The 16,590-nt window shown below is 73.9% G+C and carries 15 protein-coding genes; 8 read left to right on the forward strand and 7 right to left on the reverse strand.

The annotated features are described in order from the left end of the window. Positions 1 to 6: 6 nt before the first annotated feature. Positions 7 to 432 (reverse strand): D-aminoacyl-tRNA deacylase, encoded by a 426-nt coding sequence (dtd, locus tag UIS43_RS15270; protein WP_013155319.1) that lies wholly within the window; start codon positions 430 to 432, stop codon positions 7 to 9. Between the two features lie 29 nt (positions 433 to 461). Further along, positions 462 to 2,303 (reverse strand): DUF2207 domain-containing protein, encoded by a 1,842-nt coding sequence (locus tag UIS43_RS15275; protein WP_071622902.1) that lies wholly within the window; start codon positions 2,301 to 2,303, stop codon positions 462 to 464. 153 nt (positions 2,304 to 2,456) lie between these two features. Between UIS43_RS15275 and UIS43_RS15280 the strand changes: the two genes are divergently transcribed. Both UIS43_RS15280 and UIS43_RS15285 read left to right on the forward strand, forming a co-directional pair. Continuing rightward, entirely contained in the window at positions 2,457 to 3,350 is an 894-nt protein-coding gene (locus tag UIS43_RS15280; protein WP_071623280.1) for a neutral zinc metallopeptidase, read from the forward strand. Positions 3,351 to 3,425: 75 nt separating this feature from the next. Further along, positions 3,426 to 4,421, forward strand: a complete 996-nt coding sequence (locus UIS43_RS15285) for a neutral zinc metallopeptidase (RefSeq protein WP_370010473.1) — start codon at positions 3,426 to 3,428, stop codon at positions 4,419 to 4,421. 188 nt (positions 4,422 to 4,609) lie between these two features. Here the strand turns inward: UIS43_RS15285 and UIS43_RS15290 are convergent, their stop codons facing one another. Next, complete coding sequence (locus tag UIS43_RS15290; RefSeq protein WP_019607739.1) at positions 4,610 to 5,569, reverse strand: hypothetical protein; 960 nt, start codon at positions 5,567 to 5,569, stop codon at positions 4,610 to 4,612. A 165-nt stretch (positions 5,570 to 5,734) separates the two neighbouring features. Between UIS43_RS15290 and UIS43_RS15295 the strand changes: the two genes are divergently transcribed. Next, complete coding sequence (locus UIS43_RS15295) at positions 5,735 to 6,328, forward strand: TetR/AcrR family transcriptional regulator (RefSeq protein WP_370010476.1); 594 nt, start codon at positions 5,735 to 5,737, stop codon at positions 6,326 to 6,328. Positions 6,329 to 6,527: 199 nt separating this feature from the next. Then, the gene (locus UIS43_RS15300; protein ID WP_370013253.1) at positions 6,528 to 9,026 is read left to right on the forward strand and encodes a hypothetical protein; all 2,499 of its coding nucleotides are present in this window, start codon (positions 6,528 to 6,530) and stop codon (positions 9,024 to 9,026) included. Positions 9,027 to 9,039: 13 nt separating this feature from the next. Here UIS43_RS15300 and UIS43_RS15305 read toward each other — a convergent pair whose 3' ends face one another. The 4 genes from UIS43_RS15305 to UIS43_RS15320 form a co-directional block, all read right to left on the reverse strand. After that, positions 9,040 to 9,339, reverse strand: a complete 300-nt coding sequence (locus UIS43_RS15305; protein WP_013155326.1) for a DUF2516 family protein — start codon at positions 9,337 to 9,339, stop codon at positions 9,040 to 9,042. Between the two features lie 166 nt (positions 9,340 to 9,505). Next, the gene (locus UIS43_RS15310) at positions 9,506 to 10,450 is read right to left on the reverse strand and encodes a M56 family metallopeptidase (RefSeq protein WP_013155327.1); all 945 of its coding nucleotides are present in this window, start codon (positions 10,448 to 10,450) and stop codon (positions 9,506 to 9,508) included. A 5-nt stretch (positions 10,451 to 10,455) separates the two neighbouring features. Continuing rightward, positions 10,456 to 10,818, reverse strand: a complete 363-nt coding sequence (locus UIS43_RS15315) for a BlaI/MecI/CopY family transcriptional regulator (protein ID WP_013155328.1) — start codon at positions 10,816 to 10,818, stop codon at positions 10,456 to 10,458. A 332-nt stretch (positions 10,819 to 11,150) separates the two neighbouring features. Beyond that, complete coding sequence (locus UIS43_RS15320) at positions 11,151 to 12,458, reverse strand: deoxyribodipyrimidine photo-lyase (RefSeq protein ID WP_370010481.1); 1,308 nt, start codon at positions 12,456 to 12,458, stop codon at positions 11,151 to 11,153. Between the two features lie 93 nt (positions 12,459 to 12,551). On the opposite strand from UIS43_RS15320, the gene UIS43_RS15325 reads away from it, so the two are divergent. The 4 genes from UIS43_RS15325 (at position 12,552) to UIS43_RS15340 (ending at position 16,577) form a co-directional block, all read left to right on the forward strand. Further along, the gene (locus UIS43_RS15325; RefSeq protein WP_013155330.1) at positions 12,552 to 13,535 is read left to right on the forward strand and encodes a DUF523 and DUF1722 domain-containing protein; all 984 of its coding nucleotides are present in this window, start codon (positions 12,552 to 12,554) and stop codon (positions 13,533 to 13,535) included. 120 nt (positions 13,536 to 13,655) lie between these two features. Next, positions 13,656 to 14,642, forward strand: coding sequence for an alpha/beta hydrolase family protein (locus UIS43_RS15330; protein ID WP_013155331.1), 987 nt, complete (start codon positions 13,656 to 13,658; stop codon positions 14,640 to 14,642). A 118-nt stretch (positions 14,643 to 14,760) separates the two neighbouring features. After that, the gene (mshA, locus tag UIS43_RS15335) at positions 14,761 to 16,041 is read left to right on the forward strand and encodes a D-inositol-3-phosphate glycosyltransferase (protein ID WP_370013254.1); all 1,281 of its coding nucleotides are present in this window, start codon (positions 14,761 to 14,763) and stop codon (positions 16,039 to 16,041) included. Continuing rightward, positions 16,032 to 16,577 carry a YbjN domain-containing protein gene (locus UIS43_RS15340; RefSeq protein WP_232051598.1) on the forward strand — a complete coding sequence of 182 codons (546 nt, stop codon included), beginning with the start codon at positions 16,032 to 16,034 and terminating at the stop codon, positions 16,575 to 16,577. Before mshA ends, UIS43_RS15340 begins: the two co-directional genes overlap by 10 nt. The last annotated feature ends 13 nt before the right edge of the window (positions 16,578 to 16,590 follow it).

The following is a 16,590-nucleotide window of genomic DNA, read 5'->3' on the forward strand; positions in this document are numbered from 1 at the left end:
GCCCCTTCATGCCTCCAGGACGACCGTGAACGGCCCCTCGTTGGTGAGGGAGACCGACATCTTCGCGCCGAACACCCCCGTGGCCACCACGGCGCCGAGTGAGCGCAGCTCCTCGACGACCGCGTCCACGAGGGGTTCGGCGACGGGGCCGGGCGCCGCGGCCTGCCACGTGGGGCGGCGGCCCTTGCGCGCGTCGCCGTAGAGCGTGAACTGGCTGACGACGAGCAGCGGGGCGCCGGTGTCGGAGCACGACCGCTCGTCCTCCAGGATCCGCAGCGTCCACAGCTTCCTGGCGATCCTGACCGCCTCGGCGGCGGTGTCGGTGTGGGTGACCCCCACCAGCGCCATCAGGCCCGGTTCGGTGACCTGCCCGACCACCTCGCCGTCCACCGTCACCGACGCGTGCGACACGCGCTGCACGACCGCGCGCATGGTGCCTCCCCCTCGTGGTCTGCGGCGGCCTACCGCCGCTGGAACTGGTTGAGCGCCCGCAGCCGCCGGGCGTTGGTGATGATGCCGGTCAGCGTCACCACGAACGTGGTGATGGAGTCCGCGAAGTCCTCGATCCGCCACTCCCTCGGCCCCGTGTACCAGGCCAGGCCGTCACCGGTCAGCTCCTCGGGGGTCAGGTCGGTGAGCGCGGCCGAGGCCAGGATGTTGGCCCAGTGGTCGACGTCGTCGAAGATCACCGCGTAGGGCAGGTAGCGCGAGTACAGCTCCACCCGCTGCCCCGGGGGCGCGGTCGCCGAGCGCGGGCTCAGCAGGTAGTCGCGGAAGCCCACCGTGTGCGCGTACACCGAGCTGCCCAGGGCGGTCTTGGCGGGCATGTACTGCGCGCCCGCCGTGACGGCGGCGCCCGCGATGATGACGGCCAGCCCGGTGAACGCCGCGCTGGTGAAGACCGCCAGGACGCCGGTCAGGAGCACGCCCGCGGCCGTCACCGCCATGCCGACGGCGCTCCAGCGGCCGCGCACCTGGCTGGGCGAGCGGGCGAACCACTTCAGCCGCACCATGTCCCGGTACAGCTCCTCGCGCACGCGGTCGATGCGCGCCGGGAAGTCCGGGGAGGTGCGGGGCGAGCCGACCTGGGACAGGCGCACGGTCGGGCGCCCGCCGAAGAGCGCGTCCAGCAGAAGCCACTCGTAGGAGCGGAGGGTGTCCTCCGGGGGGCCGTCCAGGCGCACCAGCCGCCAGTCCACGGACGTGAAGTGCTCGTGCGGCAGTTCCTCCAGGCGCACGTAGCCGCGCACCGCGAGGTCGACCACGGCACCGGTGAGGTCGGTGATGTCCACGGTCTCGTTGACGAGCGTGCCGATCTGTCCGGGGTGCACGTCGTCGGGCGGGGTGAACCGCAGGCGTCCGTGCTCGCCCTCGGCCACCGGGGCGTGGTCTCCGGCCGAGGCCTCGTCGCGCAGGGCGCGCTCGTCGCGGCCCCGGACGCGGATCAGCACCACCAGGCCGCCCAGGAGCACCGCCAGCAGCAGTCCGAACACGCTGGCGGTGGCCGGGGTGACCGCGAACGCGGAGGCCAGGGACCAGCGGCGGGTGAGGATGGGTTCGCCCTCGGCGGTGCCGGGCGGGTAGTTGACGACGATGTCGAGCCGGTCGCTGGGCTCCATGTCGGCCTGGAGGAAGTGGGCCACGCCCGCGTCGGCGCCCATGTCGGAGGCCGTGCAGTACATGGCGCTGCGCGGCTCCCCGGCCAGGCAGGACAGCGCCCCGGGCGGCAGGGGCGCGGTGACGGTCACGTCGGTGGTCTCCACGGTGTGGCTGTAGGCGCCCACGGCCCGCCACTCCATCTGGACGCCCTGGGAGACCTCGCTCACGGTTCCGCTCACCCGGTAGGAGAGCACGACCCCGGAGGTGGCCTCGGTGGGGATCTCCACGGACAGGGAGCCGTCGTCCCTGCTCACCCGGGCGTCCAGGGCGTCGCCGTCCAGGTCGGTGGCCCGCACACCGGTGACCTCGAACTTCCGGTCGTACTCGGTGTCGTAGAGCATCGTCTCGGTCAGGGAGCGGGTGAAGGTGGCCGGGGCGCCGCCGGAGAAGGAGATGGTCTCCTCGCCGTGGAGGACGCCCGCGTGGTCGAGTTCGAGGCGGACGTCGTTGGTGATGACCGGGGCCGACCGGTCGCTGGCCGCCGCCACGGAGCCCCCCGGTACTGTGGGAGCCGGTGCCGCTGGCGTCGCGGCGTGGGCCTCCCCACCCGGCCACGCGACGACAAGCGCCGTGACCAGTGAGGACAACACGAAGACGGCCGTCGCGACCGCGACGGCCGGGCGCCAGGAGCCAACCCACCACATGTCGCGAGAGCCTATCCGGTCCCCCGGTGCACCGTTCCCCCCGGGCACGGCGGCCGACGTCGTGCCCCGGTGCCGCGGGGAGCTGCCGTGGTGAGCCGCAGACCCGTCCGGGGACCGGATTTCTGGCCCGAGGACCCCGGGTTCCTCCAGCGGATGGGCCTCGGGGTCACGCTCACGCTGGGCACCGGGGCGGCCGCGGTGGGGTTCACCGGTTTCCTGGCCATCTCCGCCGCCCTGCACCCCTCCGAGCCCGCGTGGTCGCACCCGGTGGCCTCCGCGGACCTGGCGACGGGCGGGTCGGGCGGAGCCTCGGCGGCCGAGGAGCCGCTGACCGCCTCGGGCCGGGGCGACCCGCTCACCGACAACCCGCTGTACCGGATCGGCGAGCTGGGCGAGATCACCTGCGAGGTGCCCGAGCTGGACGAGAAGGACGCGGAGTCGGTGGAGGCGTTCGTCCACGAGATCGCCGACTGCCTGGACACGGCGTGGGGCTCCTACTTCGCCGAGGCGGGCCTGGAGTTCACCTCCCCCAACCGCGTGTACTGGCACACCGCCGGGAACAGCCCGTGCGGCGCGTTCCCCAGCGAGGGCACCGCGGCCTTCTACTGCCAGGCCAACCAGGGCCTGTACCTGGGCGTGGAGGACATCGTGGCGGCCTCAGGCGGCAGCGACAAGCCCGAGGCGTACACGTTCCTGCTCAGCCACGAGTACGGGCACCACGTGCAGGGGCAGTCGCGCATCCTGGCGCGGTTCCACAGCGAGCGTGCGGGCGCCGACGAGGCGGAGGCCGACGAGCTGACCAGGCGCAACGAGCTCCAGGCCAACTGCCTGGGCGGGGTCTTCCTGGGCGCCTCGCGCGAGGACCTGGGCCTCGGCGGGTCCGAGCGGGAGAATATCCTCGACGACGTCGGGCTGCGCTCCGACTGGGGTGACGAGCACACCCACGGTTCGGCCGCCAACGGCCGCCTGTGGACGGCGCACGGCATGGACCGCAGGGATCCGGCCGCGTGCAACACGTGGAACGCTCCCGAGGAGCTGGTGCGGTGAGGCGCTCCGGGGGGCACGGTCAGGTGCCGGGCGGGTCCGGCCCGGCCACGGTGACGACAGGGCGGGCGGACAGGGGTGTACGCAGGGTTCGGTAGGTCGCCGGCGTCCGCGGCTCGCCGCGCCGACCGCCGGGTGTTCGGTCTGGTGACCGCCCTCATGGTGGTGCTGCTGGCGCTGGCGCTGTTGTCGTGGACCACCGCCGGCGAGGACGGTCCCCCGCCCGGGGCCGCGCCGGACGCGACCGTCCCGCAGACGGACGCCGACTCCGACGACAAGCCCGGTCAGGCCCCCTCCGGCATGGCGGGCGGGCAGGGGCTTTCGGAGCGGTTCGGCGCCCAGGAGCGTCCGTCGGGGTACCAGGCCCTGGTCGCCAACCCGCTGTACGAGACCGGGCGGCTGAGCCCGCGCCCGTGTCCGGTGCCGGAGCTGGACGTGGAGGACCCCGAGTCGATGGAGGGCTTCCTGCACACGGTCGCGGACTGCCTGGACGACGCCTGGCGGACCCAGTTCCTGCGCGCGGGCATTCCCTTCACCCCTCCGGAGCGGGTGTTCTGGGACGAACCCGGGATCAGCCCGTGCCGCGCCTACCCGTCGCGCGCGGGCGCGTTCTACTGCCGGGCGAGCACGAGCATCTACATCGGCACCGCGGACGTGGTGGACAAGTGGAACGGCGCCACGGAGAGCGTGGTGTACGCGTCCCTGCTGGCCCATGAGTACGGCCACCACGTGCAGGGGGAGTCGGGGCTGCTGGAGTACTACCACGGGCAGCGCCAACTGGAGGACGGCGTGCTGGAGCGCAACGCGTGGACGCGCCGCGGCGAGCTCCAGGCGAACTGCCTGGCGGGCGTGTTCATGGGGTCGGTCCGGGTGAGCTACCCCCTGGACGAGGGGGACGTGGAGACGCTGCTGGACGACGCCGCCGCCACCGCCGACCGCGAGGACGGCGAGGAGGAGGAGCGCACGCACGGGTCGGTGGACAACAGCGTGGCGTGGACCCGGACCGGTCTGGAGGAGCAGAGGCCGGGGGCGTGCAACACCTGGGACGTGGCGGACGAGTCGCTGGTGCACTGAGGGGGATCCGCCCCGCAGGAACGGGGCCGCGGACTGCGCCCTCCGGGCCCGGGCGGATACGGCGGCCGGGGCCGCCGGGGCCCCGGCGCGCGTGATCCGCACCGGGCGGCCGACCACGCGCGCGTTCGGCCCCGCCGCGGCACGCACGGGTGCCGGGGGCGGGGCCCCGGGACGCGTCCCGGCCGGGCCTACCGGGACTCGACCCTTCCGAGCGGGTCGGGGCCGCCCGTCAGCGCGTCGCACGCCGCAGGCCAGGCGGGGTCCCCGGGGCGGAACCGGTCGCGCAGGTAGGCCCAGGTGAGCCGCTGGACTGCGGACACCCGCTCGGGGTTCTCGTCCGTGGTCTCGGCGACGTCGTACCCGGAGACCCCGCCGAGCCCGTGCTCCGCGCCGAACAGGGTGAACAGCGTCTTGGGGCCGGGGGCGAGGAGGTAGGGGTCGACGTGCCACTCCGGGCCGCGGACGGTCAGGTGGGCGGAGTCGTCCCTGTCCCCGGCGACCACGAGCGCGGGTGTGGTCATCGTGGAGAAGTCCGTGGTCAGGAAGAACGGCCAGTCCCGGGCCGTGGATTCGGTGAGGGAGTCGCCGCCTCCGCCGGGCGCGGCGAGGAGCACGCCCGCCGTGATCCGGGGCTCGGACAGGTCCACCACCTTTCCGTCGTGCGGGTCGGTGAGCCGGGCGCCCAGCAGCAGGCTCGCGGTGTGCCCGCCCATCGAGTGCCCGGCCACGGCGACCCTGCTCCGGTCCAGGCGTCCGGAGAGCCCGGGGACGGCGGCCTCGATCTCGTCGAGCCGGTCCAGGACGCGCGTCATGTCCTCGGCCCGCGACCGCCAGTACAGCGGCGCCTCGGGGGTGTCGGGGTCCAGGTCCAGCGTCCTCGAACTCAGGTGGGTGGGCTGGATCACCGCGAATCCGTGGGCCGCCCAGAAGTTGGCGAGGGGCGCGTAGCCGTTCAGCGAGGACAGGTGGTGGGAGGGGCCGTGGCCGTGTGAGAGGAGGACGATCGGCAGCTCGCCGCCGGTCACGGGCACGGAGACCCGCACCTCCAGGTCCACGGCGCGGTCGGGCGTCGGCAGCACGACCGGACTGACCGAGAGGACGGGTGCGGCGGGGCTGACGGCGTCGGCCGTGCGCGTCGGTGCGCTCATGGTGCGTTTTCCCTTCGGCGGCCCGCGCGGCCGGTCCTCTCGGATCGGCGGCGGGCAGGGCGGGCGGAAGTGTCCCGTCGCAGCTAGACTGCAAGCGGAGCACTGTTCCTCTTAATATACGGAGCATTGTTCCGTTTTGCAACGGCCACCGGAAGGAGAGCGTGTATGCCCAGCACAGGGGGGTCGGGAGAGGTGCCGGCCCGCGGCAGGCGGGCCGACGCGGTGCGCAACCAGCAGAAGCTGCTCACCGCCGCCGCCGCGGTGTTCGTCACCTCCGGAGTCGACGCGCCGATCCGGGAGATCGCGGCCCGGGCGGGGGTCGGGATGGGGACGATCTACCGCCACTTCCCCACACGGGCGGACCTGGTCGTCGCCGTCTACCGCCACCAGGTCGAGGCCTGCGCCGAGGCCGGCCCGAGGCTGCTGGCCGAGGCCGCGTCCCCGTTCGCCGCGCTCCGCGCGTGGGTGGACCTGTTCGTCGACTTCCTGGTCACCAAGCACGGGCTGGCCGGTGCGATGCGGTCGGACAGCGGCGGCTTCGAGGCCCTGCACGCCTACTTCCTCGACCGCCTGGTGCCCGTCTGCACGACCTTGCTCGACGCCGCGGTCGAGGCCGGGGAGATCGGGCCCGGCACGCGGGCCTACGAGCTGATGCGCGGCATCGGCAACCTCTGCGTCGGCAGCGACGACCCCCGCTACGACCCGCGCCGACTGGTCGAACTGCTCCTGCGGGGACTGCGGCAGCCACAGCCCTCCTGAGGTCGGCGGACGGCACGTGCCCGGGAGCGCCCGTGGGCCCCGTCCCGTACGCGGCGTGTCCTCACGTGCGGGTCCTCCGCGCGCCCGGGGGAGGCGCCTCCCCGGGGTGCCGCCTCCCCAGGACGGAGTTCCCCCGGCGTTGTCCACAGGTTCGAAGTACCGCTGTCGCGCGGATACGGAGCGTGGCAGGATGCTTCGTATGTCGGACCTCGCCGAACCCCTCAGCCCGTACGAGCCCGAACCGACCTCCCCCGCTCCCCACTCCCCCGAGCCCTCCCCCGACGACGCCACTCCACCGCCCGTCCCGACCGGCCCCGGCTCCCCCGCGTGCGAGCGGGTCGAGCTGCGCGTACACGGCGTCAGCGGCGGCCAGGCCGAGGAACTGCTGGACGTCGAACCCGCGATGCGCGTGGGCGGCGACCGCCTGGCGGGGTTCTTCCGCTGGCGCCGCGAGTCCGACACCAAGACCCTTCCGGGCGTGCGCCGGGAGATCTTCGCCTGGGGCAACCTCACCTCCGGACGCTCCTCCCGGGCGTTCTGGCTGCTGCTGCTGCCGTTCATGCTCGTCAACGTGGCGTACTGGATGCGGCCCGGGCGGATGGACCGCGACCCCGCGGGGGCGCGGCTGCTGGCCAACAACGCCTACGGCGGGAGCGTGCGGCTGCTGGCGCTGTCCCTGACGGTGCTCATCACCCTGGCCGCGGCGGGGATCGGCATGGACCTGGTGGCCTGGCAGTGCGCCTCCGGCCAGGGCGAGGAGTGCGTGCGGGCCCGCCCCTGGCTGGCCTTCCTGGGCTCGCCCTCCTCGGTGCTGTCCGCGCCGGGCCCGGCCCTGCTGGTGGGCACGGTGCTGCCGGTGGCGCTGATCGTGGTGCTGTGGCTGCTGTCGCGGCGCACGGCCGCCGACTACGAGGTCGTGGAGAGCCCGATACCGCCCCGCCCCAGCGCCGCCGCCCCGCTGAGCCACAAGGGTTTCTGGCGCAACAGCGAGACCATGGCCCGGCTGCGCTCGGCGCACATCTCGGCGGCCCTGGGCACGGTGGCCGCCCTGCTGGTCGTACCGGCGCTGCGGCACGACCTGGGCCCGGCGACGGCGGGTCCGCCCGACGGGTCGGGGCCGTGGATCGTCGGCGCCCTCCTGGCCGCCCTGCTGGCGGCGGTGGTCACCCTGAGCACCCTGAGCGTGCTGGTCCCGGGCACCGACCCGCGCTGGAACGCCCGGGCCGACCGGATCTGCCGCCTGCTGCGCGACGCCACCCTGGTCCTGGGGCTGGCGGTGGCCGCGTACGCGCTCTGGCCCCGCCCGGAGTGGACGGCGTCGGGGCGGCTGCCCGGCAACGGGGCGATCCTCAACACGCTGTTCGCGGTCCAGGCGGCCCTGGTGCTGGTGATGCTGGCGGCGGCGCTGTTCCTGTTCGCCGCCGACCGCTCCCACGGCGGCGCGGCGATGCGCGGCCTCGCGGGCCCGGCCACGGCGGCCCTGGGCGCCCTGCTCGGCGGCGGTTTCTCGGCCGCGCTCGTCTACCAGGGGTCGCTGGCGCTGAGCGGCTGCGGTTCCCTGGCCACCCCCGAGGTGGACTGCCTGCCGCTGTCGGTACCGGCCGCCTACTCCTGGCTCCAGCTGGCGTTCGCGTTGGAGGCGGCCATCGCGCTGGTCGTGGTGGGGGTGCTGGCGCTGCTGCTGCGCCGCGACACCCGGTCGCACCTGGCGGGGGTCACCGAGGACTACGCGCGCAGCGTGCGCGACCGCCGCACCTGGGACATCGCCCACGCGCGGGCGATGGGCCGGATGACGGAGGTGCTGCCGTGGGTGCTGGCGGCCTTCCTGCTCCCGGTGGTGGCGCTGGGCGTGCTCGTGCTGTCCTCCACGCTCTCGGGGCACCTGGCGGCGGGTCCGGCCTCGGTGACGACGGCCGTGTCGGACGCGGCCGCCGTGCCCGGCGAGGTACGGGGGTTCGCCCAGGGGACGGTGTCGGGGCTGATCGGCGTCGGCTCCCTGCTGGGCGGCGCCGCCCTGGTGGCGCTGGCGTGGATCGGACGCAGCGCCTACCGCGACCGGCCCACGCGGCAGGCGGTCGGCTCGGTGTGGGACGTGGGCACGTTCTGGCCCCGGGCGGCCCACCCGCTGGCGCCGCCCTCCTACGCGGAGCGGGCCGTGCCCCAGCTGTGCGCCCGGGTGGCCCTGCTGTGCCGGGAGGGCACCGACGTGGTGCTGTCGGGACACTCACAGGGCTCGGTGCTGGCGGCGGCCACGGTCTGGCAGCTGCCCACCGACTGCCTGGGCCGGATCGCGCTCATCACGCACGGCTCACCGCTGGACCGCCTGTACGCCCGCTACTTCCCGGCCTACTTCGGGCCGGGACCGTTCGCGGACCTGCGGGAGCGGGTGACGGACTGGCGCAACCTGTGGCGGGTCACCGACGCGATCGCCGGGCCGGTCCGGACGCTCGACTCCTCCGGCGGATCCCGGAGCACGCGCGTGGTGGAGCGGGCCGAGCCCCTGCCGGACCCGCGCTCCTACGACGCCCTGCCCGGCGAGGCCAGACGCCCGGAGATCCTGGGCCACTCCTACTACACGGGCGACCCCGCCTACTCCGCGGAGCTGCGGCGGGTGCTGGACGGCATGGAGGCGCAGGCACGGCGTGAGGCCTCCTCCGGGAGCACGGGGCACGAGGCCCCGGCCGGAAGCACGGGATGAGACCTGGGGAGGCCTACCAGGGGCCGTAGGGGCCGTTGTTGCTGTTGCCGCCCACGCCCTTGACCGCCGGACGCACGTCCAGCAGGAAGACGAGGGTGGCGACCAGGCCGAGGATGACGAACATCCCGCGGCCGGAGAACACGGCCAGCAGCGAGAGCGCCGTGGCGACACCGGTGAGGATGACCCACAGCTTCTTGGTCTGCTTGTCCATCAGTTCGAAGGCCGCGGCCGGCGTGCGGACCGCCTCGATCAGCGCGTACAGACTCGCCACGAAGGTGACTAGATAGATGGCGTGCCAGATCAGTCCGAACAAAACGCACACTCCCGACGACGTTCCGAGCGGGGAGTCCGCCCGCTCTCCACCGTAAACGGATGGGACGCGTTGATCGTGCCCGCGGAGGCGGGTGTCACACACGCGCCGGGATCGCGGTCGGCGGCGGCAGCGGGCCGCGCGCGGGCGCGACCGGCGGCCGGGAGGGTCACAGCGGGATGTGCCAGAGGCAGGTGACCGCGGCCAGCAGGAAGGCGGAACCGCCCATGATGAAGGCGCCCGCGTGGTAGGGCAGTTCGTTGTCGGGGTGCAGGAGGCGGTTGACCCGCCGCATCACCCCGGGTTCGGCGTCGGGCACGGCCGCCATCGCCCCGGCGGGCACCGGGGCCGGTCCGGCGGCGCCGAAGCGCAGCAGCGCCATGGCCAGCTCGCGCGAGGAGCTCTTGCGCCGGGCCTGGTCGTCGGCGCACATCTCGATGAGCAGCGCCACGCTCTCGTAGTAGGTGCGGACCAGGCGGAACCGCGGGAAGGCGCGCTTGAGCGAGGAGAAGGGCAGCAGCACGAGGTCGTGGCGCTGGCGCAGGTGGGCGTGCTCGTGGGCCAGGACGGCGGCCAGCTCGCGGTTGTCCAGGACCGCCAGGGCCCCGGCGCTGATGACCACCTGCGAGCGCAGCACGCCAGGAAGGCAGTACGCGGCGGCGGCCGGGTGGTCGAGCACGCGGGCGCCGGGCACGTCGGGGTGCTCGCTGGCGATGAGTTCGAGGAGGTCGTGGTGGCGTCGGCGGACGCGGACCACGTGCAGGAAGGAGGAGACCAGGCCGTAGAAGAGCACCAGGGTCAGCACGACGGCCAGGACCACGGCCACGATGTGGCTGACGCCCTCAAGTCCCTGGGAGAGTTCGGCGAGCAGCAGCTCACCGGTCACGATGTCCGTGGCCAGGGCCATGGAGCCCCCGGCCGCGCCGAGCTGGTAGGAGGAGAGCCCGAAGGCCAGCAGCGCGCCGATGGTGGACACGCCCCAGGCGAGCCCGAGTGCCTGCCAGGTGATCACGGCCGTGTAGGGCCCCCGCGAGGGCCACTTGGCCCGGTGGAGGCCTTCCATCGCGATGAGACAGCAGACCGCGACGAGGGTGAGAAGTGCGGCACTGACCATACGGACTAGTTCCTTGGCTGCTCGGTTTCCGCGAGTGCGCGCCGGAGCGCTTCAGCCTGCTCGCCGTCCATGGACTGGACGAAGGCGGCCAGGGCGGCGTCGCGGTCCCCGGTCTGTCCGAGAGCGTCGAACATCAACTCGGAGACGTATGCCTCACGGCTGGCTGCCGGGCGGTAGCGCCACGCGCGACCCTCACGTGCCCGGGTGACGACCTTCTTCTTGGCGAGCCTGTCGAGCACGGTCATGACGGTCGTGTGCGCCAGGTCGCGCTCGGCCAGAGCCTTGCCGACCTCACGAACCGTCATTGGTTCGTTCCGTGACCACAGTACATCCATCACCGCGCGCTCAAGTTCGCCAAGCCGATTCATACCCGTGATTCTACTTGGGGTCGTACTACCCGTTGTCGTACCCCCAGGTTAAATCCTCATCGCCTACGGGACAAGGGATACCGGCCCCGGAACGGGGTGGGATCGGCCTCCCCCGCACCCGGCCCGAGGCCCCCTGGGCGACGGCCCCGGAGGGTGCTCCCCGAGACCGGAGCGGCCCTGGTCACGCCCCCGCGCACGCGCCTGGAAGCGGGACCGGGCACCGCCCGCCGAACGGGGCGGAGGCGACGGTCACGCGCCCGCGCGCGCCCGGGTTCCGGCGGACCGACGGCCGATCCGGCGGGACACGTGTCCGCGCCGGGTCCGGCGGCGGGTCAGCCCCAGTGGCCGGGGTCGGCGATCGGTGCCGGGTAACCGGGGGGCGGGTGCTCCTCCCGCCAGGGCGTGTGTGCGCGCCCGCCCGGGAGATCGGCCAGTTCGGGCAGGTAGCGGCGGACGTACACGCCCTCGGGGTCGAACCTGCGGGCCTGGCGCAGCGGGTTGAACGCCCTGTTGGGCCGGGTGTCGTTGCCCGTGCCCGCGACCCACTGCCAGTTGCCGTAGTTGTTGGCCACGTCCCCGTCCACGAGGTGGGCGTGGAAGTGGTCGGCGCCCTCGCGCCAGTGCACGCGCAGGGTCCGGGTGAGGAACGCCGCGGTGATCATGCGCGCCCGGTTGTGCACGAACCCCTCGCGCAGCAGCTGGCGCATTCCTGCGTCCACGACCGGAACGCCGGTCCGCCCCCGCTTCCAGGCGTCGAGGGCGTCGGGGTCCTCGCGCCATTTCCTGTCCCGGGGCCGGTAGTCGCGGACGTTCACCGCCGGGAAGGCAGCGGTGACCTGGTGGTGGAAGTCGCGCCAGGCGAGCTGGCGGACGAACGCCCCTCCCCCGGGCAGGGGTGAGGCGGCCAGGGCGGCCTCCAGCGGTGACAGGCAGCCCAGGCGCAGGTCGGCGGACAGGTGAGAGGTGGCCGCGCCCGGCAGGTCGTCGTGCCGGTCGGGGTAGGCCGCCAGCCCGGACGACAGCCAGGCGTCCAGGCGCTCGCGGGCCGCGCGCTCCCCTCCCCGCGGCAGGTCCTCGGCGAGCGCGCCCAGACCGTCCGTCCCGCGTCCGGGCAGCTCGCCGGGCCGGACCCCCTCGGGCAGGACCACACGGTCCGGCGGCGCGGCCGGATCGCGCCACGCGGCGGCCTCCCAGGCCTTCCAGTAGGGCGTGAACACCTTGTAGTGGTCGCCGCCCGCCGGGGTGACCTCCCCCGGCGGGACCACGGTGAGCCCCGGGAAGGCCCGCACGGTCAGGCCGGTCGCGCGCAGGCGTCGCGCGCGTCGCGCGGCGAGGGAGCTGACGCCGTCGGTGACGTGGACGGTGTCGGCCCCGCTGGCCCGGGCCAGGGCGGCGACCTCACGGACGGTGTCGCCCCGGAGGAGGACCAGGTCGGCGCCGCGCTCGCGCAGTGCGGCCCTCAGGTCGGCGAGGGCTTCGGCGAGCAGGGCGGCTCGGTTGCGGGCGGACCGGCCGGCCACCGCGGGGTCCAGCACGAAGACCGGCAGGGTCGGGCCGGGGCGCTCGACCGCGGCGGCCAGGGCGGGGTGGTCGTGGACGCGGAGGTCCTGTGTGAACAGGACGATGGTGGCGGACGCCAACCGGCACTCCTTCACTGGACGTGTTCGCGTGGACACTCTAGATCCTTCGGGGAAAAGCCGGTGCTCAGGGCGCTGACCGGGTAGGAGGGTCGCATGACCACACGGCTTCCTCCGCTGCCCGACACGCCGGTCCGCCCCAGGGTCGGGGTGTCCAGCTGCCTGCTCGGCGCTCCGGTCCGCTACAACGGCGGGCACTCACGTTCGCGTTTCCTCACCGACGAGCTCGACCGGCACGTGGACTGGCTGCCGGTCTGCCCGGAGGCGGAGATCGGCCTGGGCGTCCCGCGCCCCACCCTGCGCCTGCAGCGCCGGGAGGGGCTGGACCGGGTGGTCTCCAGCGCGGACGGCGCCGACCGCACCGAGGAGCTGGCCGAGGTCGCCGACCACCACCTGGCCCAGCTGCGCCACCTGGACGGGTACGTGCTCAAGAACAAGTCGCCCAGTTGCGGCCTGTTCGCCCTGCCCGTGTTCGACCAGGGCGGCGGCCGGGTGGACGGCAGGGGCCGTGGCGCCTTCGCCCAGCGGCTCACCGAGCTGCTGCCCTCCCTTCCGGTGGAGGAGCAGGGCCGCCTGATGGACCCCGTGCTGCGCGAGCTGTTCGCCCAGCGCGTCTTCGCGCACGCGCGGCTGCGCCACCTGTGGGAGTCGGACTGGCGTCCGCGCGACCTGGTGGCGTTCCACAGCCGCCAGAAGCTCCAGCTGATGTCGCACTCCCCGGAGGGCTACCGGGAGACGGGAAGGATCGTGGCCCGCGCGGGCGCAGACGACCCCGAGGAGGTCCGGGCGGCCTACACCGACGCCTTCCACCGGGCGATGGCCGTGCGGCCGAGCCGGGGCAAGCACGTCAACGCCCTCCAGCACGCCTTCGGGATGCTGAGCGCGCTGCTGGACGACGCCCGCAGGCACGACCTGCTGGGGGCGATCGAGGACTACCGGCGGGAGCAGGTGCCGCTGAGCGTCCCGGTGGCGCTGCTGCGCCACCACTGCGCGGCGGAGGACGTCGAGTGGGCCCGCGACCAGACCTACCTGCGCCCGTACCCGGACGACCTCCGGCTGCGGCACGCCGTCACGGTCTGATCACGGGGAGAGGGGCGATTTCCCCCCGAGTTGTGCCCGAAGACACATGACCGGTTACACTCAGTGATATTCCTCCGGTCCCCCGACAGGGTGCCGCTGACCCGACCCTGAGGTTTCGGTGTGTTCGCGTCCTTCTTCCGGCGGGTCTTCGTGCTCGTCTCCTCCTGCGTGGTCGCCACGGCAGCCGCCACGCTGGCCACGGTCCCGCCCGAGGAACTGACGGAGCGGCTCGAACCCGACCCGGGCCCCGAGCCCCGACTGGCCCACAGCAGGACGCTGCTCTCCCCGATCCAGGGGCCCTCCGCGCCCCTGCCGCGTCCCGGTCAGGTCTCGGCCTGCGCCGCACCCGGCAGGGACGAGGTCGTCACCCTGCCCGACACCGGCGCCCCCGAGGGCGGCCGTCCCCTGTGGATCCGGCGCCCCTCGGGCCCCGACAGCGCGGACCTGCCCGTGCTCTACCTGCTGCACGGGTCGGCCTCCACCCACGAGACGCTCATGGACGAGGACGTCGGCGCGCTCCTGGACCGGCAGATGTGCCGTTCGGGGGTCGAGTTCGTCATCGCCGCCCCCTACGGCCAGGAGAGCGGGGGAGCCACCACCGAGTGGGGCGACGCCGCCGACGGGGGGTTCGCGCTGGAGAGCTTCGTCACCGGCGCGGCCGTGGAGGCCGTCGAGGGCGAGCACACGCGCCCCCGTGCGCTGCGCGCCGTCGGCGGGTTCTCCATGGGCGGGTACGGGGCGGCGGCGCTGGCGCTGCGCCACCCCGACCTCTACACCCAGGTGGTGTCCTGGGCCGGGTACTTCCGGGTGGACGACCCGTACGGCGTCTTCGGCGGCGACACCGGGCCGCACTCCCCCGACCGGCTGCTCGGTTCGCAGGGGGTGCGCGACCTCAGGTTCATGCTGGTGGAGGGCACCGAGGACCACACACCGCTCCAGCGGGGCAGCATCCACGGGGAGGCCGAGCGCTTCGCCGGCCTGCTCACCGAACGCGGTATGACGGTCGCCACGCTCCACCCGCACGGGGGCCACGACTTCACGACCTGGAAGCGCTCCTTCCCCGACGCCGTGGACTTCCTGGTCTCGGGCTGGAGTTCCGCACCGTAGGTCACGCGGTGTGCGCACCCGGCCCCCTCGGACGGAGCGGCGGGGAACAGTGTGTACCTTCGTCGCTGTTGACGACAGCGGCTGCGCACACGACCTGAAGGGACCCCCGGTGTCTGGAATCGTTGAGCAGACGGCGGTCCCGTCCCGGGTGGCTACCGTCAGTCTGCACACCTCCCCGCTCGACCAGCCCGGCACCGGCGACGCCGGAGGCATGAACGTGTACGTGGTCGAGGTGGCCCGGCGCATGGCCGAACGCGGCGTGGCCGTGGACGTGTTCACCCGCGCGACCCGGGCCGACCTTCCGCCGGTGGTGGAGCTGGCCCCGGGCGTGAACGTGCGGCACGTGCCCGCGGGGCCCTACGGCCGCCTGGACAAGAACACCCTCGCCGAGCACCTGTGTCCGTTCATCTTCGGGATGCTGCGGGCCGAGGCGCAGAACGAACCCGACCACTACGACCTCGTGCACGGGCACTACTGGCTGTCCGGCCAGGCCGGTGTGGTGGCCGCCCGCCGCTGGGGCGTGCCCCTGGTGCAGTCCATGCACACCATGGCCCGGGTGAAGAACGCCTCCCTGGCCGACGGCGACGAGCCCGAGCCCGAGGCCCGGTTGCGCGGGGAGGACCAGCTGGTCCGCCAGGCCGACCGGCTCATCGCCAACACCGACGACGAGGCCCGCCAGCTCCGGGAGCACTACGGCGCCCGCGACGGCCAGATCAGCGTCATCCCCCCGGGTGTGGACCTGGAGGTGTTCAGCCCCGGTTCGCGCCGGGACGCGCTGGCGCGGATCGGACTGCCCGCGGGCACCGAACTCCTGCTGTTCGTGGGGCGCGTGCAGCGGTTGAAGGCCCCCGACGTGCTCATCCGGGCCGCCGCCGCGCTGCTGGAGCGCGACCCCTCACTGCGTTCGCGCCTGGTGGTGGGCGTGGTCGGCGGCCTGTCGGGCGGCGGGATGCGCGAGCCCGGCCTGCTCACCGACCTGGCCCGCTCCCTGGGCGTGGCGGACGTGGTGCGGATCGAGCCGCCGCAGACCCGCGAGCGTCTGGCCGACTACTACCGCGCGGCCGCGGTGACCGTGGTGCCGTCCTACTCCGAGTCGTTCGGCCTGGTGGCGGTGGAGTCCCAGGCGTGCGGCACCCCGGTCCTGGCCGCGCGCGTGGGCGGCCTGACCACGGCCGTGGCCGACGGGGTGTCCGGTGTCCTGGTACGGGGGCACAACCCGGACGACTACGCGGCCGAACTGCACCGGATGATCGCCGAACCGGCGTGGCGTGCCAAGCTGGCGATGGCGGCGCCCGAGCACGCCGCCACCCTGGGCTGGTCGCGGACCGTCGACGAACTGCTGGACGTGTACCGGGCGTGCACCGCCCCCCGGGCGCTGCCCCTGGCGGCGTGCCGGTGACCGAGGAGGAGGGGAAGTACGAGGTGGACAGGGACGCTGCCCGCGACGCCGCGGCCAAGGCGGTCTCCTCGGCCGTGGCGGAGGCCGAGCTGGAGGTGGAGCGCCCCCGCGAGGGGTCGTTCCTGGTCACCCTGCCGGGGAAGGCCAAGCTCAAGACCCTGGTGTGGCTGGAGGTGGGGCCGCACAGCCTCACCCTGACGTCGTTCTTCTGCCGTCAGCCCGACGAGAACCACGCCGACTTCTACCTGTGGCTGATGCGCCGCAGCGCCGACATGTACGGGATGGCCTTCGTCGCGGACGAGGTCGGCGACGTCTACATCCGCGGCCGCCTGCCGCTGGAGGGCGTCACCCCCGACGAGGTCGACCGGCTGCTGGGGTGCGTGCTCACCTACTCGGACGAGAACTTCAACGGCGCGCTGGAGCGCGGGTTCGCGTCGGCCATCCGCAAGGAGTGGCGCTGGCGTGCCGAGCGCGGCCACGACATGCGCAATCTGCGGGCGTTCGCGCACCTGGTCGAGCCCCGGGACGAGGGATAGGGCGGCCCGGTCG

Origin of the sequence: Nocardiopsis sp. LDBS0036 (genome assembly GCF_041228755.1) — a bacterium.
In the GTDB taxonomy this organism is placed as follows: Bacteria; Actinomycetota; Actinomycetes; order Streptosporangiales; family Streptosporangiaceae; genus Nocardiopsis; species Nocardiopsis dassonvillei.

Bases quoted from the DNA above. Each gene is read 5' to 3' on its own strand.
- dtd (WP_013155319.1), bottom strand. From the start codon at position 432: ATGCGCGCGGTCGTGCAGCGCGTGTCGCACGCGTCGGTGACGGTGGAC.
- UIS43_RS15280 (WP_071623280.1), top strand. From the start codon at position 2,457: ATGGGCCTCGGGGTCACGCTCACGCTGGGCACCGGGGCGGCCGCGGTG.
- UIS43_RS15300 (WP_370013253.1), top strand. From the start codon at position 6,528: ATGTCGGACCTCGCCGAACCCCTCAGCCCGTACGAGCCCGAACCGACC.
- UIS43_RS15310 (WP_013155327.1), bottom strand. From the start codon at position 10,450: ATGGTCAGTGCCGCACTTCTCACCCTCGTCGCGGTCTGCTGTCTCATC.
- UIS43_RS15295 (WP_370010476.1), top strand. From the start codon at position 5,735: ATGCCCAGCACAGGGGGGTCGGGAGAGGTGCCGGCCCGCGGCAGGCGG.
- UIS43_RS15290 (WP_019607739.1), bottom strand. From the start codon at position 5,569: ATGAGCGCACCGACGCGCACGGCCGACGCCGTCAGCCCCGCCGCACCC.
- UIS43_RS15315 (WP_013155328.1), bottom strand. From the start codon at position 10,818: ATGAATCGGCTTGGCGAACTTGAGCGCGCGGTGATGGATGTACTGTGG.
- UIS43_RS15325 (WP_013155330.1), top strand. From the start codon at position 12,552: ATGACCACACGGCTTCCTCCGCTGCCCGACACGCCGGTCCGCCCCAGG.
- UIS43_RS15275 (WP_071622902.1), bottom strand. From the start codon at position 2,303: ATGTGGTGGGTTGGCTCCTGGCGCCCGGCCGTCGCGGTCGCGACGGCC.